The organism is Shewanella carassii (assembly GCF_019670705.1).
GTDB classification, from domain to species: Bacteria; Pseudomonadota; Gammaproteobacteria; order Enterobacterales; family Shewanellaceae; genus Shewanella; species Shewanella carassii.
In genome coordinates, this window is sequence record NZ_AP024618.1 from 3,509,649 (window position 1) to 3,535,421 (window position 25,773).

At 54.9% G+C, this 25,773-nt stretch carries 21 protein-coding genes; 5 read left to right on the forward strand and 16 right to left on the reverse strand.

Annotation, left to right across the window (positions count from 1 at the left end):
• Positions 1-8 precede the first annotated feature (8 nt).
• The gene (hemG, locus tag K5621_RS15945) at positions 9-551 is read right to left on the reverse strand and encodes a menaquinone-dependent protoporphyrinogen IX dehydrogenase (RefSeq protein ID WP_221049736.1); all 543 of its coding nucleotides are present in this window, start codon (positions 549-551) and stop codon (positions 9-11) included.
• Between the two features lie 509 nt (positions 552-1,060).
• Between hemG and K5621_RS15950 the strand changes: the two genes are divergently transcribed.
• Positions 1,061-1,891 carry a TIGR03899 family protein gene (locus tag K5621_RS15950; protein WP_100142239.1) on the forward strand — a complete coding sequence of 277 codons (831 nt, stop codon included), beginning with the start codon at positions 1,061-1,063 and terminating at the stop codon, positions 1,889-1,891.
• Between the two features lie 14 nt (positions 1,892-1,905).
• On the opposite strand, the gene cysC is transcribed toward K5621_RS15950, so the two are convergent.
• Genes cysC through cobA form a run of 5 tightly spaced genes read right to left on the reverse strand, consistent with a single transcriptional unit; the run spans position 1,906 to position 7,455 of the window.
• The gene (cysC, locus tag K5621_RS15955; RefSeq protein WP_221049737.1) at positions 1,906-2,544 is read right to left on the reverse strand and encodes an adenylyl-sulfate kinase; all 639 of its coding nucleotides are present in this window, start codon (positions 2,542-2,544) and stop codon (positions 1,906-1,908) included.
• A gap of 9 nt (positions 2,545-2,553) precedes the next feature.
• A complete protein-coding gene (locus tag K5621_RS15960) occupies positions 2,554-4,290 on the reverse strand; it encodes an SLC13 family permease (RefSeq protein ID WP_025009978.1) in 1,737 nt (578 codons plus the stop codon).
• Between the two features lies 1 nt (position 4,291).
• Positions 4,292-5,707, reverse strand: a complete 1,416-nt coding sequence (cysN, locus tag K5621_RS15965; RefSeq protein WP_221049738.1) for a sulfate adenylyltransferase subunit CysN — start codon at positions 5,705-5,707, stop codon at positions 4,292-4,294.
• Positions 5,707-6,615 carry a sulfate adenylyltransferase subunit CysD gene (gene cysD / locus K5621_RS15970; protein WP_221049739.1) on the reverse strand — a complete coding sequence of 303 codons (909 nt, stop codon included), beginning with the start codon at positions 6,613-6,615 and terminating at the stop codon, positions 5,707-5,709. Before cysD ends, cysN begins: the two co-directional genes overlap by 1 nt.
• Positions 6,616-6,633: 18 nt before the next feature.
• Positions 6,634-7,455 (reverse strand): uroporphyrinogen-III C-methyltransferase, encoded by an 822-nt coding sequence (gene cobA / locus K5621_RS15975; RefSeq protein WP_221049740.1) that lies wholly within the window; start codon positions 7,453-7,455, stop codon positions 6,634-6,636.
• Between the two features lie 384 nt (positions 7,456-7,839).
• Between cobA and K5621_RS15980 the strand changes: the two genes are divergently transcribed.
• Together K5621_RS15980 and K5621_RS15985 are read left to right on the forward strand one after the other, a co-directional pair.
• On the forward strand, positions 7,840-8,751 hold the full coding sequence (locus K5621_RS15980; protein WP_221049741.1) for a phospholipase A: 912 nt from the start codon (positions 7,840-7,842) through the stop codon (positions 8,749-8,751).
• A gap of 71 nt (positions 8,752-8,822) precedes the next feature.
• Positions 8,823-10,313 (forward strand): S41 family peptidase, encoded by a 1,491-nt coding sequence (locus K5621_RS15985; protein WP_221049742.1) that lies wholly within the window; start codon positions 8,823-8,825, stop codon positions 10,311-10,313.
• A gap of 520 nt (positions 10,314-10,833) precedes the next feature.
• Here K5621_RS15985 and K5621_RS15990 read toward each other — a convergent pair.
• The 3 genes from K5621_RS15990 to K5621_RS16000 are packed head-to-tail and all read right to left on the reverse strand — an operon-like array spanning position 10,834 to position 15,141.
• A complete protein-coding gene (locus K5621_RS15990) occupies positions 10,834-11,595 on the reverse strand; it encodes a phosphoadenylyl-sulfate reductase (RefSeq protein ID WP_221049743.1) in 762 nt (253 codons plus the stop codon).
• Positions 11,588-13,294 carry an assimilatory sulfite reductase (NADPH) hemoprotein subunit gene (gene cysI, locus K5621_RS15995; RefSeq protein WP_221049744.1) on the reverse strand — a complete coding sequence of 569 codons (1,707 nt, stop codon included), beginning with the start codon at positions 13,292-13,294 and terminating at the stop codon, positions 11,588-11,590. Before cysI ends, K5621_RS15990 begins: the two co-directional genes overlap by 8 nt.
• Before the next feature lie 32 nt (positions 13,295-13,326).
• Positions 13,327-15,141: an assimilatory sulfite reductase (NADPH) flavoprotein subunit gene (locus K5621_RS16000; RefSeq protein ID WP_221049745.1), complete on the reverse strand. Its 1,815-nt coding sequence runs from the start codon at positions 15,139-15,141 to the stop codon at positions 13,327-13,329.
• Between the two features lie 432 nt (positions 15,142-15,573).
• On the opposite strand from K5621_RS16000, the gene pntA reads away from it, so the two are divergent.
• Positions 15,574-17,100 (forward strand): Re/Si-specific NAD(P)(+) transhydrogenase subunit alpha, encoded by a 1,527-nt coding sequence (pntA, locus tag K5621_RS16005; protein WP_100142249.1) that lies wholly within the window; start codon positions 15,574-15,576, stop codon positions 17,098-17,100.
• Positions 17,101-17,111: 11 nt separating this feature from the next.
• Positions 17,112-18,596: a Re/Si-specific NAD(P)(+) transhydrogenase subunit beta gene (gene pntB, locus K5621_RS16010; RefSeq protein ID WP_100142250.1), complete on the forward strand. Its 1,485-nt coding sequence runs from the start codon at positions 17,112-17,114 to the stop codon at positions 18,594-18,596.
• 198 nt (positions 18,597-18,794) lie between these two features.
• On the opposite strand, the gene K5621_RS16015 is transcribed toward pntB, so the two are convergent.
• From K5621_RS16015 to K5621_RS16045, 7 genes are all read right to left on the reverse strand, one after another.
• On the reverse strand, positions 18,795-19,877 hold the full coding sequence (locus K5621_RS16015; RefSeq protein ID WP_100142251.1) for a rhomboid family intramembrane serine protease: 1,083 nt from the start codon (positions 19,875-19,877) through the stop codon (positions 18,795-18,797).
• A gap of 269 nt (positions 19,878-20,146) precedes the next feature.
• On the reverse strand, positions 20,147-20,728 hold the full coding sequence (locus tag K5621_RS16020; protein ID WP_100142252.1) for a hypothetical protein: 582 nt from the start codon (positions 20,726-20,728) through the stop codon (positions 20,147-20,149).
• 100 nt (positions 20,729-20,828) lie between these two features.
• The gene (locus K5621_RS16025; RefSeq protein ID WP_025886893.1) at positions 20,829-21,113 is read right to left on the reverse strand and encodes a type VI secretion system PAAR protein; all 285 of its coding nucleotides are present in this window, start codon (positions 21,111-21,113) and stop codon (positions 20,829-20,831) included.
• A gap of 22 nt (positions 21,114-21,135) precedes the next feature.
• Positions 21,136-22,245: a DUF2931 family protein gene (locus K5621_RS16030; protein WP_100142253.1), complete on the reverse strand. Its 1,110-nt coding sequence runs from the start codon at positions 22,243-22,245 to the stop codon at positions 21,136-21,138.
• 1 nt (position 22,246) lies between these two features.
• A complete protein-coding gene (locus K5621_RS16035; protein WP_221049746.1) occupies positions 22,247-24,328 on the reverse strand; it encodes a phospholipase effector Tle1 domain-containing protein in 2,082 nt (693 codons plus the stop codon).
• Entirely contained in the window at positions 24,325-25,188 is an 864-nt protein-coding gene (locus tag K5621_RS16040; protein WP_221049747.1) for a DUF4123 domain-containing protein, read from the reverse strand. Before K5621_RS16040 ends, K5621_RS16035 begins: the two co-directional genes overlap by 4 nt.
• A 45-nt stretch (positions 25,189-25,233) precedes the next feature.
• Complete coding sequence (locus K5621_RS16045) at positions 25,234-25,656, reverse strand: hypothetical protein (RefSeq protein WP_221049748.1); 423 nt, start codon at positions 25,654-25,656, stop codon at positions 25,234-25,236.
• Positions 25,657-25,773: the final 117 nt, after the last annotated feature.

A 25,773-nucleotide genomic window follows, 5' to 3' on the forward strand; every position in this document is an offset into this window, starting at 1 on the left:
AGCCTCGCTTAACCCGCCCTGGATAATAAAGTCTGCGCCGCCAATTGCTCGGCAAACTCCTGCACCTTGTCCCAATTCGTGTATTCGATACAGGTATTGGGATCGGTCGGTCCCTTGGTGATCCACATGATGAAACGTATGATGTTTCTGTCCATGGCCCCATAGCCCTGATAGTTCAAGTTGCCACCAAATACGGCTAACTGCTTGGGCTTCCATTCAGTTTTGGCCAGGAATGCCTGCATATAGGGATTGGTTTCCGGGGTATTTTTTTCCGGCTTGCGCGCCACCAGACTCACGGAAAAGAAGCCATTGGCCTTGCTTTCCAGTTGCTGCTGATGTTGGCGTATGTAGTCAAACACCGCGGGATTGTGCTTACCGTGACGAATACTGGCTCCGATGGCCACCCGATCAAAATCGGCCAGATCCGGTGCTTCATCTATCGCCGCCATGGTCACTTGCTGTCCCAATGCACCAAGTTGGTTTGCCATAACGTCACAGATCTTGCGGGTCTGACCATGCACACTGGAATACAGCAGAAGAGTCTTGCTCACCTTGTCCCCTAAATAATTCACTCTTTTAGTATTGATGCATCTTAGGTGATCCATTAGTTTATTTACATGAAACAGATCACGAGCATAGGGCGAAACGCTATCCAAGTCGCGGAAATACCGGGTAGTTCACAAAAAATAACCTATTCGGGAACCATCGAGTAACGCACAGGTCTTCAATTTATTTTGTAAGCCTTTTGTGGCTGTATCGCACTGCTACAGCGACTTTACAGCTAAAAGTTATTTTTCAACAAAGTTTGCCAATCCCCAAAAAACTTCATCATTGATGTTACCGACTTGTTTACCCAAGATTGGAATCGCGACCGACAAGCACACTGATGGCAGTTGACTTTTTGCCCTCAAAAAACATTTAGCTGACACTCTCGGTATTGCTCAACGACTCAGGCTCAGCCCACCGCAGTCATTCAACGGCAGGAAGGCGGCTGAATAACTGGACAACTAGCTGAAAATTATGCATAAAGAAACACAGTTTTCGCAAAAAGATAATCAAGATGGCAGAGGAAAAGCTCCCTAAAGAGTTTGAAGAACCCGGTCAGGCGTCGGCCCGCAAGAAGGCGCTGCGCCTCGGACGCCTGCTGGGACTCGCCTCTGAGCAGGACTATAAACCTGCCAATGCCAGCATCGCCGAGCGGGCTGCCTTTCGCATCGACAGACAACAAGTCCAGTACCAACGCAACCTGGAAAACATCTACGCCATGGCACTGAGCTATACCCCATCCGATGTGACCGGGGTGGAGCTGGATCCCGACTGGGTACATCAATTCTTCCAAATGGCCGAGCAGATCCACAATCGCAAGATGCAGGATCTGTGGGCTCGGATCCTCTCAAGTGAAATCATCAATCCAGGTAATTTCAGCCTGCGTACCCTGGCAACCCTGAAACAGCTGACCTTGAGAGAGGCACACATACTGGAAAAAGCGCTGGGGATGGCGGTCAAGGTCAACAATGAGAGCCGACTCAAGCTTATCAGTGGTTACAGAGTCAGCGGCGGCATAGGCCAGTATTTTCGTAAACACAGCGCGGTCAACCTGGGGTTGTCGCAATTCGGCATGCCCTACTCAAGCATACTCACCCTGGTGGATGGCGGCATACTGCACAGGGGCGAATTCGAGACCGGCATATTGGACAGCAAGAGCCCGCTGCAACTGCAGATCCAGCAACAACACCTGAAGCTGACCCCCAAATCAGGCCACCTGCTGTTCAGCTACTACCGCTTTACCCCAGTGGGCGATGAACTGGCACTCTTGGTGCGTCCCAGGGAAGACGAAGCCTATATCAAGGCGCTGAAGGCCTTGTTTACCAAAGACTTCAGTATTAGCTAGGCATCTACTAAGCCTCAGGCGCTGGCCTGTAATCGCGTCGACGGGATCACTTCCAAGGCAGAGAGGTAATCCAGCAATGCCTGCACCTGGGTATTGAGATCGCCCTTGCTGGTATCTATGGTCAACTCGGCGGCCAACGGCTCTTCGTAGGGCGCCGAAATCCCGGTAAAGTCTCGGATCTCCCCCTTACGCGCCTTCTGATACAAGCCCTTGGGATCGCGGGCCTCACACACAGCCAGCGGCGTGGAAACATGCACTTCGATAAAACGTCCCGCGGCAAACCGGCCACGAATGGCATCACGCTCGGCCCGGGTCGGCGAGATAAAGGCCGACAGTACCAGCAAACCGGCATCCACCATCAGGTGCGCCACTTCGCCCACTCTTCGCAGGTTTTCATCCCTATCGGCGGCGCTGAAGCCGAGATCTTTGCAAAGACCATGACGCACATTGTCGCCATCAAGCAGATAGGTATGAAACCCCGCCTCGAACAGTGCCCGCTCCAGGGCGCCTGCCAGGGTCGACTTGCCGGCGCCGGACAGCCCGGTGAACCAAAGCAGCACAGGTTGTTGGCCCTTCTGGGCTGCCCTAGCCGCCTGTTCGACAGTATGCTGGTGCCAAACGATATCGGCATTGGGCTGGGTAGAATTCTTCATTGTCACTCCTTAAAGACCCGCATCAAAGGGGAACAGCATGGGCACCAGAAACAGAACTATCGCCGAGTAAAGCAGCGACAGTGGCAGCCCCAAGCGCACAAAATCAATAAAGCGGTAATTACCGGCGTTGAACACCATCAGATTGGTTTGGTAGCCATAGGGCGAAATAAAGCTGGCGCTGGCACCAAACACCACTGCCAGAATAAAGGGTCGACTGTCGACCCCGAAGCTGGTCGCAATCGCATAGGCCACGGGAAAAGCCAAGGCCGCCGCCGCGTTATTGGTGATGAGTTCGGTCAACAGCAAGGTCAACAAATAAACCCCGACAAAGGCGCCAAAGACCCCAAAGCCGGAAAAGGCGCCGAGCAGTGTATCGGCCATCCCTTTGGCCAAGCCGGTATCCAACATCAGATTGGCCAGACTCAGGGCGCTGCCGACAATCAACACCAGCTCCAGCGGGAACCGCCGTTTGAGCTCTCCCAGGGTCACCGCACCTATCGCCAGATAACTGAGCAGCAAGAGCACCAGCCCCTTGGCCAGCGGCAGCCAGCCAAGCAGACTGGCAGCTATGGTGAGCACAAAGCCCGCCAGCACCCACTGACTGCGGCGACTGTCCAGCCTGACACTCAGGTCCAGGCCGCTGACGGCGGCAAAGTCGGTACTGAGACGCGGATTCCGGCCAAAGCCATCGCCCGGGGTCAACAGCAACACATCTCCGGCCTGCAGCACTATGTCGCCCAAGCCGCCCTTGAGTGGATGATGGCCGCGGCGAATTGCCATTACGGCGGCATCAAACTGCTCCCGAAATCGTGAGGCCTTGAGCGACGATCCCACCAAAGCCGAAGACGGCGCCAGCACGGCTTCCACCAGATTCTGGCCCCTGGCCTGCTGCTTGCCGAACCACTCCAAACCATCGAATTGATGCAGCAACTCCACCGACTCCACCGCGCCGCTGAAGCGCAGCACATCCCCCGCGGCCAGCACGAGTTGCGGCGGCACAGGGCAGATGCGAATGCCGCTGCGCTCGAGCTCAGCCAGATAGAGCTTTTTCAGGGCTCTGAGTCTGTTGTCCTGCACGCTGCGGCCCACCAGGGTCGAGCCGGGCAGCACTTTGGCTTCCAACAGATAGGGCAGACTTTCATCACCATGTTGCTCATCGCCATCGGGCAACAAGTGTGACAGCAACACCAAAAGCGCGATACCGGCCACCACCACGGCCAGGCCAATCAAGGAAAACTCAAAAAAGCCCAGGGGTTTCAGCCCGGCATTTTCAACAAAGGAGTTCACTATCAGGTTGGTCGAGGTGCCAATCAGGGTCAGGGTGCCGCCCAAAATCGCCGCGTAGGATAAGGGCAGCAATAACTTGGCCGGTGCGTGCTGCTGATTGCGACGCACCACGCCAATCAGCGAGGCCACCACTGCGGTATTGTTGGTAAAAGATGACAGCAGCGCGGTGGAAAACCCCAGCTTGGCCATGGTCAGTCCCAAGGAGCCTGAGCCTATGACCTGGCTGAGCCTACCGAGCAAGGGCGTCTTCTCCAGTGCCGTGGTTGCCAGCACCAGAAGCACCAGAGTCACCAGACTGGCGTTGGTAAAACTGCCCAGCAGCGACTCCAGTTCCAGCATACCCAAGAGGTAACTGAGCAGCGCCGCTATGGTAAACAGCATGGCCGGTGATGCCAGACCACTGACGAGTCCGGCCACCAGCGCGAGCAGTATTAACCCCAGGATCCAGGTTTCAGACAATTCAGTCTCCCTGAGCGCGGATATCCAGCGCCTGCCAATGGGGGAAATGCTTGCGGATCAAGGCATTGAGTTCCAATTCAAACTCACTGAAATGGGTCGTTTTTTCAGTTTCCCCAAGCGCCTGCTGCACCATACCGGCACCGACAGTGACATTGCTGATGCGATCGATAAAGATAAAACCGCCGGTATCGCGATTGTCATTATAGGCATCGAACACCACGGCCTCGCTCAACTCCAGTTCAACCAGGGCTATGGTGTTGAGGCTCAGCTCGGCAACACTGTCCTGTGCCAAGGTATTCACATCTATGCTGTGCAGTATGCGGCTGACACTGGCGGGCACCTTTTTGGTTCCCAGCTTGATGTTGTACTGCTTGCCGGGTGTCAGCGGCTGCTCGTGCATCCACACCACCTTGGCCAGCAGCCGGTTGGAAACGCCCACAGGGCTCGCCGCCGGCACTATCACATCGCCGCGGCTGATATCTATCTCATCACTCAGGGTCAGGGTCAGTGCCTGGCCGGCATAGCCCTGCTTCAGCTCACCATCAAAGGTGACAATCGAGGCGATAGTCGACTCTTTCCCCGAAGGCAGCACCTTGACCCTCTGGCCAACTTGCAGACTGCCGGAAGCCAAAGTACCGGCAAAACCGCGGAAATCCAGGTTGGGACGGCTGACATACTGCACCGGGAAGCGGGCATCAAAGGCGTGGTTAAAGCCGGTCACAGGCGCACTCTCCAGCATGGCAAGCAGGGTTTCGCCCTGATACCAAGGGGTGCGCGCCGAGCGGTTCACCAGGTTGTCGCCATCGAGTGCCGACAGCGGTACAAAGCGGAGCTCTTCCAACTGTAACTGGCCGGCAAACGCCAGGTAGTCGGCCTTGATCGCCTCGAAACGCTCCTCACTAAAATCCAGCAGATCCATCTTGTTGACGGCCACGATGAACTGCTTGATCCCCAGGAGAGAGCAGATAAAGCTGTGTCTGCGGGTCTGGGTCTGCACCCCGTAGCGACCGTCGATCAGGATAATCGCCAGATCGCAGTTGGAAGCGCCGGTCGCCATATTACGGGTGTACTGCTCATGCCCGGGAGTGTCGGCAATGATGAATTTGCGCTTCTCGGTAGAGAAGTAACGATAGGCCACATCTATGGTGATCCCCTGCTCGCGCTCGGCCTGCAGGCCATCTACCAGCAAGGCCAGATCCACGGCTTCGCCCGTGGTGCCATGGCTCTTGGAATCCTTGTGCAGTGCCGCCAGTTGATCTTCATAGATCTGGGCGCTGTCGTGCAGCAAACGGCCTATCAGGGTTGACTTGCCGTCATCCACGGAACCACAGGTCAGAAACTTCAAAAGCGATTTATGCTGCTGATTTTCAAGATATTGCTCTATACCCAGCTCATTGACTTGTTGTGCAACCGACATTAGAAATACCCCTCACGCTTTTTCTTTTCCATCGACCCGGACGAATCCCTGTCGATGACCCGACCCTGACGCTCACTGGAGCGGGACAGCAACATCTCTTCGAGAATCTCTGCCAGTGTCGCGGCACTGGACTCTATGGCGCCGGTCAGGGGATAACACCCCAGAGTGCGAAAACGCACCCGGCGATACTCGGGCACTTCGCCTTCATTGAGCGGCATCCGCTCGTCATCGACCATGATCAGGCTGCCATCGCGCTCCACCACAGGGCGCTGCTCGGCAAAATAGAGCGGCACTATGTCGATGTTTTCCTGATAGATGTATTGCCAAATATCCAACTCGGTCCAGTTGGAAAGCGGGAAAACCCTGATGCTCTCCCCCTTGTTGACCTGGCCGTTATAGGTGTGCCACAGCTCGGGGCGCTGATTTTTGGGATCCCAGCGGTGATGGCGATCGCGAAAGGAATAGACACGCTCCTTGGCGCGGGACTTCTCCTCGTCGCGGCGGGCGCCGCCAAAAGCGGCATCGAAACCGTATTTATCCAGGGCCTGTTTCAGGCCTTCGGTCTTCATCACGTCTGTGTGCTTGGCCGAGCCGAAGGTAAAGGGATTCATGCCCATCGCCAGGCCTTGCGGGTTCTTGTGCACCAGAAGCTCGAAGCCGTACTTCTTGGCCGCCTGATCGCGAAAACGTATCATCTCGCGAAACTTCCAGTCGGTATCCACATGCAGCAAGGGGAAAGGGATCTTGCCCGGATAAAAAGCCTTGCGCGCCAGATGCAACAGCACGGAAGAATCCTTGCCGATGGAATACAACATCACCGGGTTGTCAAATTCGGCGGCAACTTCGCGAAAGATCTGGATGCTCTCGGCTTCCAACTGTTCAAGGTGACTCAACACTGGCCCTGACATCTTATTTCTCCAATTGATTCAAAGTGCTGTAACAGCATCATGTTGTAGTTGCAGGCCATTGTTCGCCGCCTCGGGTTCAAACCAGCTGAGGCTGTCCGCCAGAGCGACGACTTCGCCTATGATCATCAGCGCCGGCATCACTACCCGCGAGTCCTGAGCCAGGGTTTGCAACTGCTCCAGAGTGCCGATAACACGCTGCTGCTGCCTGGTCGTGGCCTTGGAAACTATGGCCACCGGCGTCTGCGGGCTGCGACCATGGGCAATCAGTTGTTGCTGAATAAGCCCGGCATTGAGGATCCCCATGTACACCACCAGGGTGTTGGCCGGGTTGGCGTAGCCTTGCCAATCCATGGGGCGGTTTTGCAGCTGGCAATGACCGGTAATAAAGCTGACCCCCTGGGCAAAATCTCTGTGGGTCAAGGGAATCCCCGCATAGGCGGCGGTACCGCTGGCGGCCGTTATGCCAGGCACCACTTCAAAGGCAACGCCGGCCTGCGCCAGAGTCTGCAACTCCTCGCCGCCGCGACCGAAGATAAAGGGATCGCCCCCCTTGAGTCTGACCACGGTTTGGCGGGTTAAGGCCTTGGTCAGCAACAAACGATTGATTTCACTCTGGGAAGCACTGTGCTCACCGGCCCGTTTGCCCACAGCAATGCGCTCGGCACCTTCGGGGATCAGCGCCAGGATCTCGGGACTGACCAAGGCATCGAACAGCACCACATCGGCGCGCTTAAGCAGGTGCCACGCCTTGACGGTCAATAGTTCTGGATCGCCGGGACCGGCTCCAAGCAGATAAACTTTGCCCTTGGCCCGCTTACCGGGCAGTGTCAGTAATTCCATGCGCTATTCCCCATCTTGCTGATGTAAGCAATATAGCGGCTACACATATTCCACTATAAATAGAGAATCATTAGTTGTTATTACTTTTAGCTATATATGAGGGAATCGCGATAACAGGAAAGATATCTGGGACGGATAAATCTGTTAATAAAAAACATTACCTTTTATTTTCAATGAATTACAAAACAAAAGCAGAAGTGAATTACTGAAATTTCCTATTGTCTACTGCCGCTTTTGGCACTAACTTATGGCAAAAAATTATAGTTTTATCTCGGTGACAACGGCTTGAAATGGGAATGTGCACAGTAAAGCCGGGATGGTACACTCTCAGGCCGAAGCAATAGCCGGGCATTCCATCAAGCCTCAGAGACAACAGGGAAGAATATGTATACCAAAATCCGCTCCAGCCTCAGCTGCCTGATCTTGGGCCTGGCGATACTGCCGACCGGCCAACTCTCCGCCGCCGAAGACAATGTCCCTTCGCTAGTCGACCAGAGGGTAAAAGAGGAACTGGAAACCTCAGAGCGACCCTTTGTGATCACTCCGCACAAGGTCAACTACATACTGCCGGTCACCTATAATCCCTCGCCCAACATGGCCCCTTTTGAATCGAAAACGACTTCAGAAAATGAAACTTTGGATAAATATGAAGCCAAATTCCAAATAAGCTTCAAATTCCCGCTGATGTACAACGTGTTTGGCGACAATGGTCATCTGTTTTTCGCCTATACCAACCAATCCTGGTGGCAGGTGTACAACAAAGATATCTCCTCGCCGTTTCGGGAAACCAACCACGAGCCCGAACTCTTTATGCTGTTCAACAACGACTGGAAAATAGGCGGTTTCACCAACTCCTTCTGGGGCTTTGGCGCGGTGCATCAGTCCAATGGCAAGTCGGGCGATCTGTCCCGCAGTTGGAACCGTATTTATGGCACCATGGTGTTCGACAAAGGGCCGATGGCAATATCAGCCAAGGTGTGGTGGCGGATCCCGGAAAGTGAAAAAGAGTATGAAGGCGATCCCCGCGGCGACGATAACCCGGATATCAGCGATTACCTCGGCCACTTCGAGCTGACCGGTGTCTACGGCATAGACGACCACAGATTCAGCCTGATGTTGCGTAACAATCTGCAGAGTCCCAACCGCGGCGCGGTGGAGTTTACCTGGAGTTACCCCATACTCGGCAACCTGCGCCTGTATGCCCAGTATTTCAATGGCTATGGTGAAAGCCTTATCGACTATAACGCCCATAACCAACGTATAGGCATAGGGGTTGCCATCAACGATATTCTTTGAGCCGCCAAAGGCGAACTCGATAACAGCCTCTGAACCGCTAAAAAGTCCAGAGGCTGACATCCGGGAGTGATATGAAACCGGGATACCGTGAAATAGTGAGTTGCTTTGTCCTGCTGCTGTTGATCTCCAGTCTGCAGTTGGGACGATTCTTGCTGCCTGAGCCACCGAAAAAAGAGCTGCTGAGCCAAAGGCAGATGCAGGCCGACCTGACTGTGCTGCTCGAGCAACTGCAGCAGCACTCGGCCTTTTGGGTACTGGATCCGGACATTGAGCCACGGCTCGAAAAACGGCTGCAACGACTGAAACAGGAATACCGAGACAACATAGCCATCAACCGTTTCACCGCCGAAGTCAATAAGCTGCTGGGAGAGCTAAAAGACCCCGGGGTCCGGCTCAGTCAAACGGCGCAGCCTTCCGGGGTCTTGCCCCTCAGGCTGAGAGCCATGGAAGACAAATGGCTGGCCCTCAATGACAAGGACGAGCCCCTCCACAGTGATATGCCTTTTATCAGCCATATCGACGGTCTGCCCATCAGCCATTGGCAGAAGATTGCCAATCGCTTCTTGCCTCCGGAGCAGCAAAATAGCGTGCAGCTGCAGCTCCCCTGGTTGCAGCAGCTGGATCTGCTGCGGCGAGAGATGGGACTCAGGGTCAAAGATGAGGTGTTGCTTACGCTCTATGGAGCCGATCTCCAGCCGCAAAACATAGAGATGAAAGTACCGCTGCAGTTTCGCAGTGCCCCTTTGTCGATTCTGGCCAGTTGGCAGCAATTGGCGCCTGACACAGCCCTGTTTAGCCTGACGGATCTCAACGCCATAGAGACAGATCTTCAGCTGCAACAAGATCTGTTGCGCGCCATGAGCAATCGCACCCTGGTGCTGGATCTGCGCCGCGCCCGCGGCTTCAGCGACAGCCTGCTGCAGTTTCTCGGCAACTACCAGGACGGGCTCAGCAGCCAACCGCTGGGCTATGGCCGCTACCGCCGCTCGCCACAGCTGCGGCGCGACTTTCTGCGGCCGCTGCACTTTGAGCCGCTCACCCAATTCGCGCCGTTTCCGCCGGTGCGGGCCGCGCTGGATAATCAGCCCCAGCCCAACCTGAGTCACTGGTATGCCCGCCCGATCCCCAAACTGGCTGCTGCACCCGTGCCTGACTCGGGACGCCTGGTCCTGCTTATCGGCCCGGACTGTCGTCAGGAGTGTGAATGGATTGCGTCTGCCGCTAAACGTTGGCGCGGGGCGCTGTTGGTGGGCGAACCTACCCGTGGCGATCTGGGGCGTTTACATCATTTCACCCTGCCGGCCAGTGGCCTTAAACTGAGTATCAGCGCCTCGCTTGGCTATGATGGCTATGGTCAGTTGCTTTCCGGGGTCGGCACAGAGCCGGATCTGCAACTGCCAACAGATGAACCCTTGCAATGGCAGGGATTGCTGTCTCTCATCTCCCCGGAGCAAAGCCTGCAGCATTCTGCAGAGGGGCAATCCGAGAACACTCAGGAAAAAGACACTCAAGTAAAGGGCACTAAAGTAAAAGACAGCCAAGCAAAGAAAGATCAGCAGTAACAAGCCCAGCATCAATAAAAGCCTGCGGGAGATTGGGTCAAAGGAGATTGGGTCAAAGAGGATTGAAGCAGGAAGAAACAATTCCCGGATAGCCCCATGAAAGGGTAAGTGGGCTATCCGGGACATGGAGAGTGCTTTGAAGCTGCGCCAGCAAGCCAATCAAAGCTCGGGGTCACTCGCGACCGACTGCTGAAAAACCTGGGCAACCGATGCCAAAAGGGCGAGCCGTCTTGATGTGTATTGCCGACCTCACTGCCTGCCGCTAAGCCGATGTTTCATAAAAACACCCGATACAGAATGACATATCACACTTTCCCCCGCGGGAACTTTGGATTATAAACCAGAAAAACTTCCTGTGCATAACCCTGTGAACAAATATGTACTAAAGTATGACCCTCAACGATTAGAAGACCGTAACAATAGGAATCCTAGAGGCTAACTTTCCAAGATGACCACAAGATGACAATCCTTTCAACTTGTCCACAGGCAGAAAAAAGCCGCTGATGACAGCGGCCACAAATCAGATCTCGTAGTGCAATCCACACTCGCGTTTTAGCCCATTGAAACGTGTCTCTTCTTCCGTCATCCCCAGTTCCAGTGGCTTGCTCGAATGGCTATCCCCCACAGAGACATAACCCTGCTCCCAGAGGGGGTGATAGGGCAAGTCATAGCGCTTGAGATACTCATGCACCTGCTTGTTGCTCCACTCGATAATCGGCAGCATCTTGTAGCGCTTGCCGTGGATGGCCAAAATCGGCAACCCTTCCCGGGTCGATGCCTGAGAGCGGCGCAAACCGGCAAACCAGGTGCCAACTTCCAGCTCAGCCAGTGCCCGCTGCATCGGCTCCACCTTGTTGATACGGTTGTATTGCTCCAGCCCCTCTAGCCCCTGCTGCCAAAGCTTACCGAATCTGGCCTCCTGCCAGGCGGCGCTCGTCTCGGCCCGATAGACCTTGAGATTGAGTCCGAGCCGTTCTGTCAGTTGATCGATAAAACGGTAGGTCTCGGGAAACAGGTAGCCGGTGTCGGTCAAGATCACTTGCGTGTCTTGCTGCACCGAGTTCACCAGATGCAGCATCACTGCCGCCTGAATGCCAAAGCTGGACGACAGGGCATGACTCCCGGGCAGATAGGCCAGGGCCCATTGGATCCGCGCCTCGGCACTCAATCCGCCAAGATAGCCATTGATGGCAGCGAGGGCACTTTGCTGCTCGGAGGCCGGCGCATCCAGCAAGGCCTGCAGCGCCTCGGCGCTATGCAATAAACTTGTGGTATCAGCCATGAAAGTCCCTCGCGGCGTCCAATACAGGTTTTACTATTCCGGCGCGCACCGTGAAATCACCAAAACTCTCGCCGGTTTCGCGCTCGGCGGCGTAGCGACCAAACAGGTTATCCAGCTCACTGAGGATTTCGGCTTCCTGAATATTCTCACGGTACATCTTGTTCAATCGGGTGCCTTCGAAGCTGGCGCCCAGATACATGTTGTAGCGCCCGGGGGCCTTGCCCACAAAACCGATTTCGGCGGCAAAGGGGCGGGCACAGCCGTTGGGGCAGCCCGTCATGCGCACGACTATCGCCTGCTCGCCTATGGCGTGCTTGGCCTGCAGCGCATCCACATGGTCGATAAACTCGGGGAAATAACGCTCGGCTTCGGCCATGGCCAGGGCGCAGGTCGGCAGCGCCACACAGGCGATAGAATGGCCACGGGTTGCGGTGATCACCTGCCCCATCAGGCCATGCTTACGTGCCAGCGCTTCGATTTCGGCCTTATCCTCATCCGCCACTTTGGCGATAATGATGTTCTGGTTGGAAGTCATCCGAAAATCGCCCTTATGTAGCTTGGCGATTTCCCGAAGCCCGGTCTGCAACAACTTACCCTGGGTATCCTTCACCCGGCCACCTTCGATAAATAGGGTCAGATGCCAGTGGTTGTCTATGCCTTTAACCCAGCCGTATCTGTCGCCGCGATCGCCAATGACCACCTCACGCTTGGGGGCGAACTTAACCCCGGCGCGTTTCTCAACCTCGGCCTTAAAGGCCTCAAAGCCGTGATCCACTATGGTGTATTTAAGACGCGAGCGTTTACGATTGCTGCGGTTACCCCAATCGCGCTGCACCGTCATCACGGCCTCGGCAAACTTAATGGTGTCTTCGGCCTTGATAAAACCAAAGTCATCGGCCAGCCGCGGGAAGGTTTCCACTTCACCATGGGTCGAACCCATACCGCCACCGGCCACCAGATTGAAGCCCACCAGCTCCCCCTCTTGCGCCACGGCAATAAAACCCAGGTCATTGGTGTAAACATCCACGTCGTTGTCCGGTGGCACAGCTACCGCCATCTTGAACTTACGCGGCAGGTAGGTCTTGCCGTACACAGGCTCGACCGCAGCCGACTGCTCATCTTCTGTGCTGAGCAGCTTCTCCTCGTCGAGCCAAATTTCGGCATAGGCACGGGTGTGCGGCAGCAGATGATCCGACAACTTCTTGGCCCAGAAATAAGCCTGCTGATGCAGCTTGGACTCTACCGGGTTGGGGTTACACATGACGTTGCGATTCACATCACCACAGGCGGCAATCGAGTCCAGCGCTTCCCTGTCCAGCCCCTGAATAATGGTTTTCAGGTTGCGCTTGGGGATGCCGTGGTACTGGAATGTCTGCCGGGTCGTCAAACGTATGCTGTTGGAGCTGGTCAGCTCCGAGGCTATCTTGTCCACACCCAGCCACTGCTCTGGAGTACAGACACCACCCGGCACCCGGGCACGCAGCATAAAGCTGTACAGCGGCTCGAGCTTTTGCTCCTTACGTTCATTGCGCAGATCCCTGTCGTCCTGCTGATAGAAACCGTGAAACTTGATCAGTTGCTGATCGTCGTCGCTGAAGGCGCCTGTCACTTCCGTGCCCAGACCCTCGCGTATGGTGCCGCGCAGATAGTCACTGTCGGTCTTGATATGCTCGTTGGCGGATAATTTCTGCTCACTCATGGCCTTATCTCTTTATTCCTAGGTTCTTCAGCTCAGTAGACATCTTTCTGGTAACGCTTGGCGCTGCGCAGTTGATCGAGAAACGCTTCGGCGGCCTCGCTCGTCAAACCGCCTTGCTCCATGGCCACTTCAAGCAGTGCCTGGTGCACATCTTTGGCCATTCGCTCGGCATCGCCGCACAGGTAGATATGAGCCCCGCGCTCAAGCCACTGCCACAGCTCTTTGGCCTGTTGTTTAATCTTGTGCTGAACATAGACTTTCTCTGCTTGATCCCGGGAGAAGGCCAGCGAGATCCGGCTCAGGGCGCCACTCTTGAGGTACTGTTGCCACTCGGTCTGATAGAGAAAATCCTGCTCGAAATGGGGATTACCGAAGAACAGCCAGCTGTCGCCGGCCACGCCCTCGGCCACTCTTTGTTGCATGAAGGCCCGAAATGGCGCGACACCGGTTCCCGGCCCTATCATGATCACTGGCGTCTGTGGGTCTTCGGGCAGGCGGAAGTGCTTGTTGGGTTCCACATACACCCGCACCTGAGCGCCCTCCTCGGCCCGGGCCAGGAAGTGAGAGGCGGCGCCGAAACGGCGTTGGCCATCACGCTCCTCCTCCACCAGCGCCACTGTGAGATGCACTTCAGACTCCACTTCACTCTGACTCGAGGCGATGGAGTAAAGCCTTGGGGTAATAGGGCGCAGCTTGTCCAACAGAGCCTGGGCAGAATCCAGCTTGGCGCCATTGAGAGGATAACGTTTCACCAGGTCCACCAGTTGGTGGCTGAGAATAAACTGCCGGGTCTGCTCCTTGTCTTGACTGATAGTAAGCAGCTCGCCGCTTTCTACGGTTTCGGCCCAAAACTGCACCAGACCGGGATAGAGCTGGGTCAGCTCTTTGCGCTCAATCAGAGCATCACGCAGCTCCACAGACTCGCTGCCAAGCTTGACCCGGGTATCCGGCGCCAGCGCAAGCGCCTCGAGAATTTCGGCCACCAGAGCCTCATCGTTATGGAAATAGACCCCCAGCGCATCACCCGCCTGATAGCTGATGGCCGACTCGCCCAAATCGATTTCCAGATGACGGATATCCTTGAGTGAATCCCGGCCCGTCAGTTTCTGGCTGACTATCACTTCGGCGCTGTAGGGGTTTTGCTTATCATATTCCTGACCGATATTGCCATTGATACCTGCATTGACGGCATTGATGGACACCACATTGGTCGCTGCGCCATCGGCCGCCTGCAGCAGAGGCTTAACCTGCTCAAGCAGCTCGGTTTGCCAGCTGTCGCTTTGAGACTGATAGTCCAGATCACAGTCCACTCTCGGCAGTAAAGACTTGGCCCCGAGGGCGCTCAGGCGAGCATCGAAGTCTTTACCTGTCTGGCAGAAAAACTCATAGGAGGAATCCCCCAGCGAGAGAACCGCATACTGAAGCTTATCCAGCTTGGGGGCGCGTTTGGAGCCGAGAAACTTGTGCAGCTCAATGGCATCATCGGGGGCTTCACCTTCACCATGGGTACTCACCACGGCCACCAGCAGGGTTTCCTGCTTGAGATTACGGACATTGTATTCGCCCATAGATGCCAGATTGACCCCATAGCCCAGACTCTGAGCCTTGGCGGCCAGCGCCTTGGCGATACCCCGGCCATTGCCCGTCTGACTGCCATAGAGTATGGTCAGAGTTTGCCCGCTCTGGTTTTGGGGGGAAGCGCCCTCCTGCCCCTGAGCGCTGGCGGCCAGATAACCACTGACCCATGCCAGCTGCAGTGGGCTGAGCTCGGCAGTGAGTTGTTTAAGCTTATCCACTTGTGGCGCCGAGAGTGGCGAAGCCAGTGAAGAGAGTTGTTTCAGTAACATTGAGACGGCCCAGTGACAGAGTAATGTCAGCAGCTTAGCCCCACTATCGAAAAGCAAAAAAGAATAATATTTAATTTTTTATGCAAATATGGAATATGCCTAGTGTGAAAATTAAGCTACAAAAGTGTGGCCCAGCGCAAAGAATTTGCTCAGACCAGTTGAGAAACACATCACATGAAGAATATGCGCTTGTTTCCACTGAAAGACTTGCGACAATGCCAAAAGCACGCTAGGGGCCATGAAGTGAATGTCTGTACCCCACACTCAGGATTTCATTCATGAGCGGGCTTGGTTCCTGAAAATATTTCAGGCAGTCCCCAATGGAAGGGAAAGACCAGTCCCCGAGTCCAGGTCAACGGACTTGTATTCTTTCACTCTGCCAGCGGAGTTTTGGCGGGGTGAATTTTGTTTATCAACCATCAGGGAATAGTCATGCAGATTGGAATACCGAGAGAGAGTCTCGCCGGTGAAACCCGGGTCGCTGCGACCCCGGCAACGGTAGAGCAGCTTAAAAAACTCGGCTTTGATGTGGCGGTGGAAGCAGGCGCGGGTGCGCTGTCCAGCTTCAGTGATGCCGCCTTCGAAGCCGCCGGTGCCAGTGTGGTACCGAATGTATGGCAGGCCGACTTGATCTTTAAGGTCAACGCGCCAACCGAAGATGAAATCAGCCAAATCAAAGATGGAGCCACCCTGGTAAGTTTTATCTGGCCGGCCCAAAATCCTGAATTGGTGGAAAAGCTGTCACAGCGCAACATCAACGTGATGGCGATGGACATGGTACCGCGGATCTCCCGCGCCCAGTCCCTCGACGCCCTCTCCTCCATGGCCAATATCGGCGGTTATCGCGCCGTAGTGGAAGCTGCCCACGAGTTTGGCCGCTTCTTTACCGGCCAAATCACTGCCGCGGGTAAAGTCCCCCCGGCCAAGGTGTTGGTGATAGGCGCCGGGGTTGCCGGTCTTGCCGCCATCGGTGCCGCCGGTTCATTGGGCGCCATAGTGCGCGCCTTCGATACCCGTCTGGAAGTGGCCGAGCAGATCGAGTCCATGGGCGGTGAGTTCCTCAAGCTGGACTTCGGCGGGGAAGACGGCTCTTCCAGCGATGGCTATGCCAAAGTGATGTCTGATGAATTCATCAAGGCTGAAATGGCGCTGTTCGCCGAGCAAGCCAAGGAAGTGGATATCATCATCACCACAGCGCTGATTCCAGGCAGACCTGCGCCCAAGCTCATCACCAAAGAGATGGTCGACTCCATGAAGCCGGGTTCAGTGATTGTGGACTTGGCGGCCGCCACCGGTGGCAACTGCGAATACACCCAAAGCGGCGAACTCTTTGTGACCGACAATGGCGTTAAAGTCATAGGTTACACAGATCTGCCTGGCCGTTTGCCGGCACAGTCATCCCAGCTTTACGGCACCAACCTGGTGAACCTGATGAAGCTGATGTGCAAGGAGAAAGACGGCAACGCCAGCATAGACTTCGAAGATGTGGTGATGCGCAACATGACGGTCGTCAAGGCCGGTGAAGTCACCTTCCCGCCACCACAGATCTCTGTGACCGCGGCGCCCAAGAAACCGGCTGCCAAAGTTGAGCCGAAAAAAGCAGAAGAGAAAGCGCCATCCAAGCTCAAGTATATTTTGGGCGCTCTGGGTGTGGCCGCCTTCGGCGCCGTGGCCTCGGTGGCTCCGGCTGAGTTTCTGTCGCACTTTACTGTATTCGTGCTCGCCTGTGTGGTGGGTTACTACGTGGTTTGGAACGTGACTCATGCGCTGCATACGCCATTGATGTCAGTCACCAACGCTATTTCCGGCATTATTGTGGTAGGTGCACTGCTGCAGGTTGGCCAGGGCTCGGCCCTGATGACCGCACTGGCATTTATCGCCGTGCTGATTGCCAGTATCAACATCTTCGGCGGTTTTACCGTCACCCAGCGCATGCTGAAGATGTTCCGTAAGGATTAAGGGGGTATATCGTGTCTCAAGGACTGGTAACAGCAGCCTATATCATAGCGGCCCTGTTCTTCATCTTAAGCCTCGCAGGCTTATCGAAGCAGGAGTCTGCAAAAAATGGAAACCTGTTTGGGGTTATAGGGATGGCGATCGCTTTGATCGCTACCATACTGAATCCCGAAACCAATGGGGTTCACTGGATTATTCTCGCCATGGTGATAGGCGGTGCCATAGGTATTCGTCTGGCGCTCAAGGTTGAGATGACAGAAATGCCCGAGTTGGTGGCCATTCTCCACAGCTTTGTGGGTATGGCCGCCGTATTGGTGGGTTTCAACTCTTTCCTCGGCCTGCATCCACAGGCGATGAATGAAGTGATAGTCACTGTCGGTAATGACCTCAATGCCACGCTGGAAGCCGCCAAGGTTGCCATAGAACAGGCCGCCGCCTCGGCAGCGCATGAGCCCATGACGGGTGCCATGCTCAACATCCACCTGGTGGAAGTCTTCTTGGGGATCTTCATCGGTGCCGTGACCTTCACCGGCTCTGTGGTGGCATTCGGCAAGCTCAGAGGCATTATCTCCTCCAAGCCGATGATGTTGCCTCATCGCCACAAGCTCAACCTGCTGGCGGTAGTGGTATCCCTGCTGCTGATGATTTACTTCGTCAACGTAGGTGGCAGCATCTGGCCTCTGCTGATCATGACGCTGATAGCCTTTGCCTTTGGCTGGCACCTGGTAGCCAGCATAGGCGGCGCCGACATGCCGGTTGTGGTATCCATGCTCAACTCCTACTCTGGCTGGGCGGCCGCGGCGGCCGGCTTTATGTTGTCCAACGACCTGCTGATCGTCACAGGTGCCCTGGTGGGTTCTTCCGGTGCCATCCTGTCTTACATCATGTGTAAGGCGATGAACCGTTCCTTTATCTCTGTGATTGCCGGTGGTTTCGGTACCGATGGCGCCGTTTCCAGTGGTGATGAAGAGATGGGCGAATACCGTGAAACCACGGCCGAAGAAGTAGCCGAGCTGCTGAAAAACTCCAGCTCAGTGATCATCACCCCCGGATACGGCATGGCGGTAGCCCAGGCGCAGTATCCCGTGGCCGAGATCACCCAGAAACTGCGCAATCTGGGGGTTAAGGTGCGCTTCGGTATCCACCCGGTTGCCGGGCGTCTGCCGGGCCATATGAACGTGCTGTTGGCCGAGGCCAAAGTGCCTTATGACATAGTGCTGGAGATGGACGAGATCAATGATGATTTCGAAGACACAGATACAGTACTGGTGATAGGTGCCAACGACACGGTTAACCCGGCGGCCACTGAAGATCCTTCCAGCCCAATCGCCGGCATGCCGGTACTGGAAGTGTGGAAGGCCCGCAACGTCATCGGCTTCAAACGCTCGATGAATACAGGTTATGCTGGGGTGCAGAACCCGCTGTTCTTCAAAGACAACACCCAGATGTTGTTCGGCGATGCCAAGGCCAGCGTAGAAGCGATTTTGAAATCGCTCTAAATAGCCTGCTAAACCCATAGTCAAAGAGGGAGCCCGGTGGCTCCCTCTTCTTTTACCAGCTCAATAAAGATTTAAGCTCTCAGACCGTTATCTTCTGCGCCCAAAGCTGTCTTTGACTTTGTCCGCTATCAAGTAAGCCAAGTTCACTTGGCGAATCAATATCGGCCAACAAGCCCTAGGACAAGCACAGAGTGAGACTCAGCGGCGGATCTTCACCTCAGGCTCATTAAGCATCGCCAGCAAGGGGTTTTGCTGCATCACTCTGGATTTGAGGCCAAACCCCAAGATAAGCCCCATCACAAAACCGCCGATATGAGCCCAGTAAGCCACGCCTTCTCCGGCCAGCAACAACCCCACCAAATTGAAGACCAACCAGATGGCAAAGAAAGCCATCGGCGACAACTTCTTCTGATAGATAACAAACATAAAGGTCAAGCTGGCATGGCGGAACCACAAAAGATACATGCCGAACAGACCGGCAATGGCGCCACTGGCACCCACCATAGGGATATTAGAGCCGGGATCGGCAATGATCTGCGCCGCTGCGGCCGCCAGGCCACAAAGCAGATAAAGCCCAAGGAACCTCATCCGCCCCAAGGCATCCTCCAGGTTGTCGCCAACCACATAGAGGAAGTACATATTGCCCGCCAGGTGGAGCCAGTCGCCGTGAAGGAACATATGGCTGAACAGGGTCCATACATGGCTGCCGTGCAACACCTCATCGGCCCGCAGGGCAAAGTTGGCAAACACGGTATCGGCTATGTCCAAGTCTGTGCCATAAGCGGCAAAGATCATGATGTTGAGTGCCAGCAGCAGATAGGTGATGGCAGGCTGTGAGCGGGTCTTGAGATTGAACTCCACCGGCATTTGCGACAGAAACTGAAACAGCCAGGTTTTGACACTGATCTTGCCATTCAGCTCAGCCAACAGCCCCTGCAGCCTTGGGGACTGCACCACTTTATTCCTTTCATCTTTATCGACCCAGACGCCACTGCAACTGTGGCAGACGTCCAGCTCTATCTGATAACCATCCATCAAATAATACCTGTGCATCTGTTCTTCACAGTGCATACAGTGACGCTTGGAAAGCCCAAGATGAGGCCCGAGCGACTCCTCTATGCGCACATGATCATTGCCATTGTCGGCAGTTGACAGCGCGCCATTAAGCTCGCCGTTATCAAACCAGATACCTTCGCAGTGATTGCAGCTATCCACCTGCTCACCGTAAAGTTCGAAGGTGCGCATCGATTCGCTGTGACACCCGGGACACTTTAAACTCATGGATTATTCCTCTGTGATATTCACATCCACGCCATAGAGCCGCTGCTAAAGGCCTTGAAAAATCAAGCACAGCTCAGGCAGAGTATCGGTCACAATCTTCCTTTTCAGGCAATACGCCCTGTGTACCGATACCAGATCAAGTTAGTTGTATATTCGCAATGGTTCGTGCGCTGAACCTGCTTGCTCAACACAACCAGGCTCAATGACAGGTGAGGCCTTACCCTATCTGCGCCATTCGCTAACGATGTACTAAGTCTTGGCCCAAGCCGTCAGTTAACTTCTATTCCAGCGCGCTTAAGCTCATCGGCCATCTTCTTATAGCTTTGCTCTAACTTAGGTAAGGTGTGGGTTTCCACCTCTTCAATCAGGGCTCGCAGCTGTTTGGAGCCAAAGCTGGGTCCATAGAACTTACGTTCTATCTTGCCGACAACATCAGCAGAACCCATATAGAAACGGCGGGCACCGGAGAGGATATCGCTGGGGGTTTCCAGGGTATAGGCCGAGTACTTCATATTTTGCCAGATGAAGTCCGCCATAACTGGATGATATTCTTTGATATTATAAGGTTTTTCTTTCTCGATAAGCTCAGTGTACTCTGTCATGACTTTGACATTGTCTTTCAGCTCCTCATAGAGAGAATGCTGCAGATGATAATTGTTCTGCATATTGGTCAGGCTATCAAACTTAATCGCCTGTGACAGACCTTCCTGCGCCGCCAAATAAACCCCGGCAACCGTGGCGATAATCATAAAAATCTGGCTGACCCAAAAGCTGGTTTTCACCAACTCCTGATTATCGAATCTGATTTTTTTGGCGCCCCGACGCTGACTTGGCTCTTGATTGACTTCCATTTCGATACCTCTATGAAACTGACTGAATTTTTGAGGCCGCCATCATACAGAAGGGGGCAACCTCGAGCCAGTCCCATGGGTCATTTTTACCGCTCAGATCTCAACCAATATTCACAGTGCCGCCGCCCACCAGAGTACCACCGCAGTCAACCGCATCACCGGTTCTGGCAGCGGGCTTCCCATCGATAAAAACACTGCCCGAACCCGCAGCAATGGTACGAGGGTGCGGCGGATGTTTGGGCTTGTCGTGGGGGGCCAATGAATCGCCCTGACGTGCCAGCGGAATACCATCCACCTTGACCGTGGAAGAGGCCGAAGTCACCGGCGTGGGTGGAAACCCATCATGATCTGTCCCTATATCGCCCAACTTAACGGCATTGCCCATAACTGACTCCTTAATACCTTGATTAACGTCCGCAAAATTTATCTGCCCATTGCTGCACCCTGGCAAGCTCTGTCTCTGTCAGCTGCAGCCTGGCTGCCAAGGGTGCCAACTCGCCGCTCGATGATGCAGCCACTCTGGCCAGCACCCATAATTCAGACTCTCTTGGACTCAGGCCCTTGGCGGCGGCTTCCTCCCAGGCCAGAGTGACTGCCTGCGGCAAGCTGTAATAGAGTTCACTGCTATCTAGCAACGGCTTGGCATCGAGCCATAAACGGCTGAGCCAGCGTTGTTGCTGCCGACTAAGCGGCGTTTGTGGGCTCAAGGGGCGCTCGGGCTTATCGGTCCAGCAGCGGCTATCGCTCAGCAACATAGGTTCTTGCTCCATTCCCGGGCCACTTTGGCGCATCGACTCCAGCCTCTCAGGGCGGACAGGCAGCAAAGGCTCTGCGGACGCGGCATTTTTGCGCCTCTGTCCCTCAATGGCCAGCATATACTGGCGATAATCCCTGTCACTTGCATCGAGTGTCATGGGGCCAAACTGAGCCTGGGCCTGACGCAGGTACTGATAACGGCCGCAAACCGCGAGCCAAACCTTGGCTTCGCCGCCCGGCAACAAGCCAAATAAAATGCCTGTTTGACAAGCTTTACCACTGTCATTATCGCCGGTTGCCGCGGCCAACATCTGCCGCTGCAACTCATCAGGCAGGCGGAAACTCAGTTCATAGACCCGCTCTTCAGTGAGCGCCAGATAGCGGATAAATATCTCTTCCGGCGGCTGAACATAGGCATCGGCGTTATAAAAACTGCTGATGCAGTTGAAACAAAAATCCAGTGTCCAGGGATCCAGCCCTCCGGGAGCATTGGCCTTATGGGTCTTGAGGTCCGGGATCCGCCGAAAGCCGGTATGCACCGAAGTCCAGTCCTGCTTACTGTTGAGGCCATAGACAGTCGGCACAGGATTGCCCATGGGCATGACTTCATAGTAAAAAGGCGCCACTATCTCTATATCCCAGGGAATACCTTCGCTCTGAGACGCGGCTCTGGCGCTCATGCTGCCTCCCGAGCAGGCAAACAGAAAGCCGCTCATCAGCAATAACAACAGGCGAAGTACTGTGGCAAACCCCATAGGCATACTATTTCCCTTTTACGGCCGGGTGCACGGCGCGAGCATTGCCGTCGTTGGGGATATAAGGCACGATAAAACCACCGGCGACCGATACCACATCGGCGCTGTGGTGAATAAAGTGTGGCCTCAGTGCCCGCCTGAAAGATTCATCGCCAAGCAGCGGGTGCAGTTGCCCCTGCGTCGCCTGCTGCAATACCTCTTCGCAAATAGTGGCGAATGAACGGCCAAGCAGGTTAAAGTGACTGTTGAGATCTTCCACCTTGTAGCTGCTGTCCGAGCTCCATTTCTGCTCGAAGGCGCCTTCATCAAAGTTCACGCCGCTGAACTTGGCCAAACCGGCCATCAGCCTTAGATACAGGCGTGACAGATCCCCTTCAACAATCCGCGTCATGGTCAGCTTCACCGTTACCCTCTCTTCCGGATCACTGTTCTCGTTGCCCTGCAATACAGGCCTGACCACATAATCGATACTCAAGTCCGAGGTCTGACACCAGTTCATGGTGACCAAACGGTCGATTTCCCGCAGCACCTTTTTACCGGCATTGGAGGCCATCACCTTGGCGGTCAATGCCGGATCGTCCCCTTGACCAAAAGCCACCGGGCTATTGCTGCTGACGGCGTTTTTCGGCAAGCGGCTGTGATAGGCGGCAACCAGCTTGGTCTCGGTAAACAGCGGATTGTAGGACTGCACCTTGCCATCGAAAAACTGGCGTGAATAGTAACCACCGCCAAGATCCGAGTGTGCCCCGGGCAACACAGCCTCAAAGAAGGGGGCCGTTGGGTTTCGAGAGGCGTTGTTGAGGCTATTGAGCGAGAAGTTATACCTGAACTCATCCCTTGGATTGGCAGTGAGATGCACCACCTTCTTCACCCGCTTGGGATCCAGCCAGAGCTTCACATCACCATTGTGTTCATCATGGGGATCTATGCCGTCCCACAGGGTCGCAATTGCGGCGACGGTATCGTAAATACCGACGAAGTGGATCTGACAATGCTCATTGTTTTGCCAGTCCATATCCGAGCGCAGCGGTACATCGCTGCAATGCTTCGCCAGCGCGGCCTGGAACAGGTTATCTTTTTCCCTGAGCACCATGTTGGCGCAATGACGTGCCGCCGCTGCACCACGACTGAAACCAAAGAGATCAAACTCAAACTTACCTACGCCATCATACTGGTTGGCAAGGCGGCCCCACTGCGACTTGAGCTTGTTCTGACAGACATCATTCAATGCCTGCTCCACCCGAGACTCAACACCGTTATCCCCGCGTCCGGCTGCCCCCCCGGCAAAGGCATCATCATCATCTATACCGTTAGCCGGCTCTTCCAGAGACGTACCTATCCCTTTGACATACAAGCCAAACTGCAAAAGGCCCGCGCCATAGAGTTGATTGGCGTAAAGCCACTCAAGTTTCTGCACATTGGTGTATTCATTGGTGGCACTGAGATTCTCCATCGCCTTGGGCATGGGTGCCTGACACTGAGCCGCCAGTTCCAGGGCCTGTTCCTGTGACTCCACCGAGAAGCGGTTCATACAGTAATTCGCCGCCCGCTCCTGCTGTTGCCTGCCCCAATCGACGTTATAAGTGTTGTTGGCTGTGCCATCGAAAAACAGCCCCATACGCACGGTTAACCATTTGAATGCCTGGATCTCCACCACATAGGCGTTGCGGCTGAGTAGCTCTATGGCACCACTCTTGCCTTTACCGGCTTGATGGCGCTCTGCCACGGCGGCTGTGGGAGGCTGTTGCCAAAAATCACCAACCGTTGCCTGCAAATGCTGTTTAACCGTATTGTTGAAGCCCTTGGCCGCCTTAACATATTCAGGCACGGCCGAGGTTTCGGCTGCATTCAGGGGACGCCTGGACATCACAGCCTTGAGCCAGCTGTCGGTATCAAAAGTCAGCGTCACCGCCCCCGGCGCCAAGCAGGTGATCAGTTGCGGCCCCCCCGTCAACTTGAGCTGTCGACTGTTGCCGGCGGCATCGGTAACAATGGCTGTTAACCCGGATAAGGGCTGATTGCTTTCATCACGAAAGTCGATTTCAATCCAGTCGGTTAAGGTTTCACAGGGGATAGTGTGCTGACTCATGCATGCTCCATCCATTTAGCCAAATTCAAAAAGTCCTGTTGATTCAATCTCATTCCTTGGGCGATCGCCGGCATAGGATAGCTGACACTGCGCCCCAGACGCGCGGCAGCAAACACAGGGATATCCTCTTCATCCACCCCTTGTTCACGACCCCGAAGAATCGCCGCCTTAATGATCTCCCGCCGCTTGGGTTGCTGACTCATCAAGGGATGCAACTCTCGCCATAGCTGGCGCTCAACAATATAGATATGGCGCTGGATGTCGCTTTGTCCGGCCAGATGCTCGGGTTTCATCTGCCACCAGATATCCGCATGCTCGGTATAACCGGGCTCGCCCGGGTGCTGCACAACAATGCTGCCATGCTGGGCCTTAACGGGGCTGGCGGGGTCAAGATGCTGCGCCTCATCCATAGGGTCGTCGCTATCGCCGCTTGGCAGCGGCTTGCCGACAAAGCTCAAACGGGTTATCGGCCCCATAAAAGCCCCCAACTCAACTTGGCTAAAGCGCGGCAGCATAGGTTGCAGCACTCTGGGGTCATAGAAGCGGAATACCACTCGTTCACCATCACATGCAGCCAGAAGCAGGCTCTTCAAGTGGGCAAGCAGTTGCGGCCTGGGCAAATGACTATCCAGCGCCAGAATAGGGCAATCGGCAAATGGCACTTGCTGCAACAGTTCCGGCCGTGCCGACACCAACCATGGCCCCTTATCCTTATGGGACTCGAGCAAGGTGCCCTGAAACAAAGGCACGGCATCCACGCCGCCCTGTTGATAATAAGCGGGCAGCAGCTTTTCATTGGCCAGGGGATTAAGCAGCCAATAGCCTGATTCACTCAGGGTGTCATTCCGTTGCACAAACATTTCCACTCCTTGATAACCAAAGTCGCGCGGCGACTCCGGCAGCAATCAATCCTTGGCTTCAACCAGCTTGCCATCTTGCAAACGGTAATCAGTGGTAACCAGCAAAGCCTTATCCGCATTTGTATCTCTGCCGCTGATGACTCTGATCCTTGGCTCTCCGGCGGAGGTGTACTGCAGTTCTATTCCATCTCTATCCGATACCAAGTCATCGGAAGGCAGTCGCTGCAGCAGATTGCCCTCGAGCCGATAAACATTCATCAGGGTCTGGTGCCCGCCTGCCTTGTATCTAAGCAGAATCTCAACTTGTCCATCTCCGTCGAGATCAACCGCTTGCAATTGGGGGGTATGGCCAGTGAAACCGTCGATGATCCGTGGATAACCCTGGCGATTATATTGCGTCAGATAAAGCTCCGCGGTGGGCATGCGATCGCCTTCGCTATCGGCAAACCAGAGGGTGGAGACATCCACTCTGGCAATAGTCCGCAACTCAAGCGTTAAACTCGCCTCCGCTGACTTCTGGGAAAAACCGCTTTTTGCTGTTGTTGCCCAAGCCGGAATCGCACCGCAACACAACAACACCCAAGC

What these genes read in the sequence shown, in the direction of transcription:
- K5621_RS15950 (WP_100142239.1), top strand. Translation starts at nt 1,061, where the DNA reads ATGGCAGAGGAAAAGCTCCCTAAAGAGTTTGAAGAACCCGGTCAGGCG.
- cysC (WP_221049737.1), bottom strand. Translation starts at nt 2,544, where the DNA reads ATGAAGAATTCTACCCAGCCCAATGCCGATATCGTTTGGCACCAGCAT.
- cysN (WP_221049738.1), bottom strand. Translation starts at nt 5,707, where the DNA reads ATGTCGGTTGCACAACAAGTCAATGAGCTGGGTATAGAGCAATATCTT.
- cysD (WP_221049739.1), bottom strand. Translation starts at nt 6,615, where the DNA reads ATGTCAGGGCCAGTGTTGAGTCACCTTGAACAGTTGGAAGCCGAGAGC.
- cobA (WP_221049740.1), bottom strand. Translation starts at nt 7,455, where the DNA reads ATGGAATTACTGACACTGCCCGGTAAGCGGGCCAAGGGCAAAGTTTAT.
- K5621_RS15980 (WP_221049741.1), top strand. Translation starts at nt 7,840, where the DNA reads ATGTATACCAAAATCCGCTCCAGCCTCAGCTGCCTGATCTTGGGCCTG.
- K5621_RS15985 (WP_221049742.1), top strand. Translation starts at nt 8,823, where the DNA reads ATGAAACCGGGATACCGTGAAATAGTGAGTTGCTTTGTCCTGCTGCTG.
- K5621_RS15990 (WP_221049743.1), bottom strand. Translation starts at nt 11,595, where the DNA reads ATGGCTGATACCACAAGTTTATTGCATAGCGCCGAGGCGCTGCAGGCC.
- cysI (WP_221049744.1), bottom strand. Translation starts at nt 13,294, where the DNA reads ATGAGTGAGCAGAAATTATCCGCCAACGAGCATATCAAGACCGACAGT.
- K5621_RS16000 (WP_221049745.1), bottom strand. Translation starts at nt 15,141, where the DNA reads ATGTTACTGAAACAACTCTCTTCACTGGCTTCGCCACTCTCGGCGCCA.
- pntA (WP_100142249.1), top strand. Translation starts at nt 15,574, where the DNA reads ATGCAGATTGGAATACCGAGAGAGAGTCTCGCCGGTGAAACCCGGGTC.
- K5621_RS16015 (WP_100142251.1), bottom strand. Translation starts at nt 19,877, where the DNA reads ATGAGTTTAAAGTGTCCCGGGTGTCACAGCGAATCGATGCGCACCTTC.
- K5621_RS16020 (WP_100142252.1), bottom strand. Translation starts at nt 20,728, where the DNA reads ATGGAAGTCAATCAAGAGCCAAGTCAGCGTCGGGGCGCCAAAAAAATC.
- K5621_RS16025 (WP_025886893.1), bottom strand. Translation starts at nt 21,113, where the DNA reads ATGGGCAATGCCGTTAAGTTGGGCGATATAGGGACAGATCATGATGGG.
- K5621_RS16030 (WP_100142253.1), bottom strand. Translation starts at nt 22,245, where the DNA reads ATGCCTATGGGGTTTGCCACAGTACTTCGCCTGTTGTTATTGCTGATG.
- K5621_RS16035 (WP_221049746.1), bottom strand. Translation starts at nt 24,328, where the DNA reads ATGAGTCAGCACACTATCCCCTGTGAAACCTTAACCGACTGGATTGAA.
- K5621_RS16040 (WP_221049747.1), bottom strand. Translation starts at nt 25,188, where the DNA reads ATGTTTGTGCAACGGAATGACACCCTGAGTGAATCAGGCTATTGGCTG.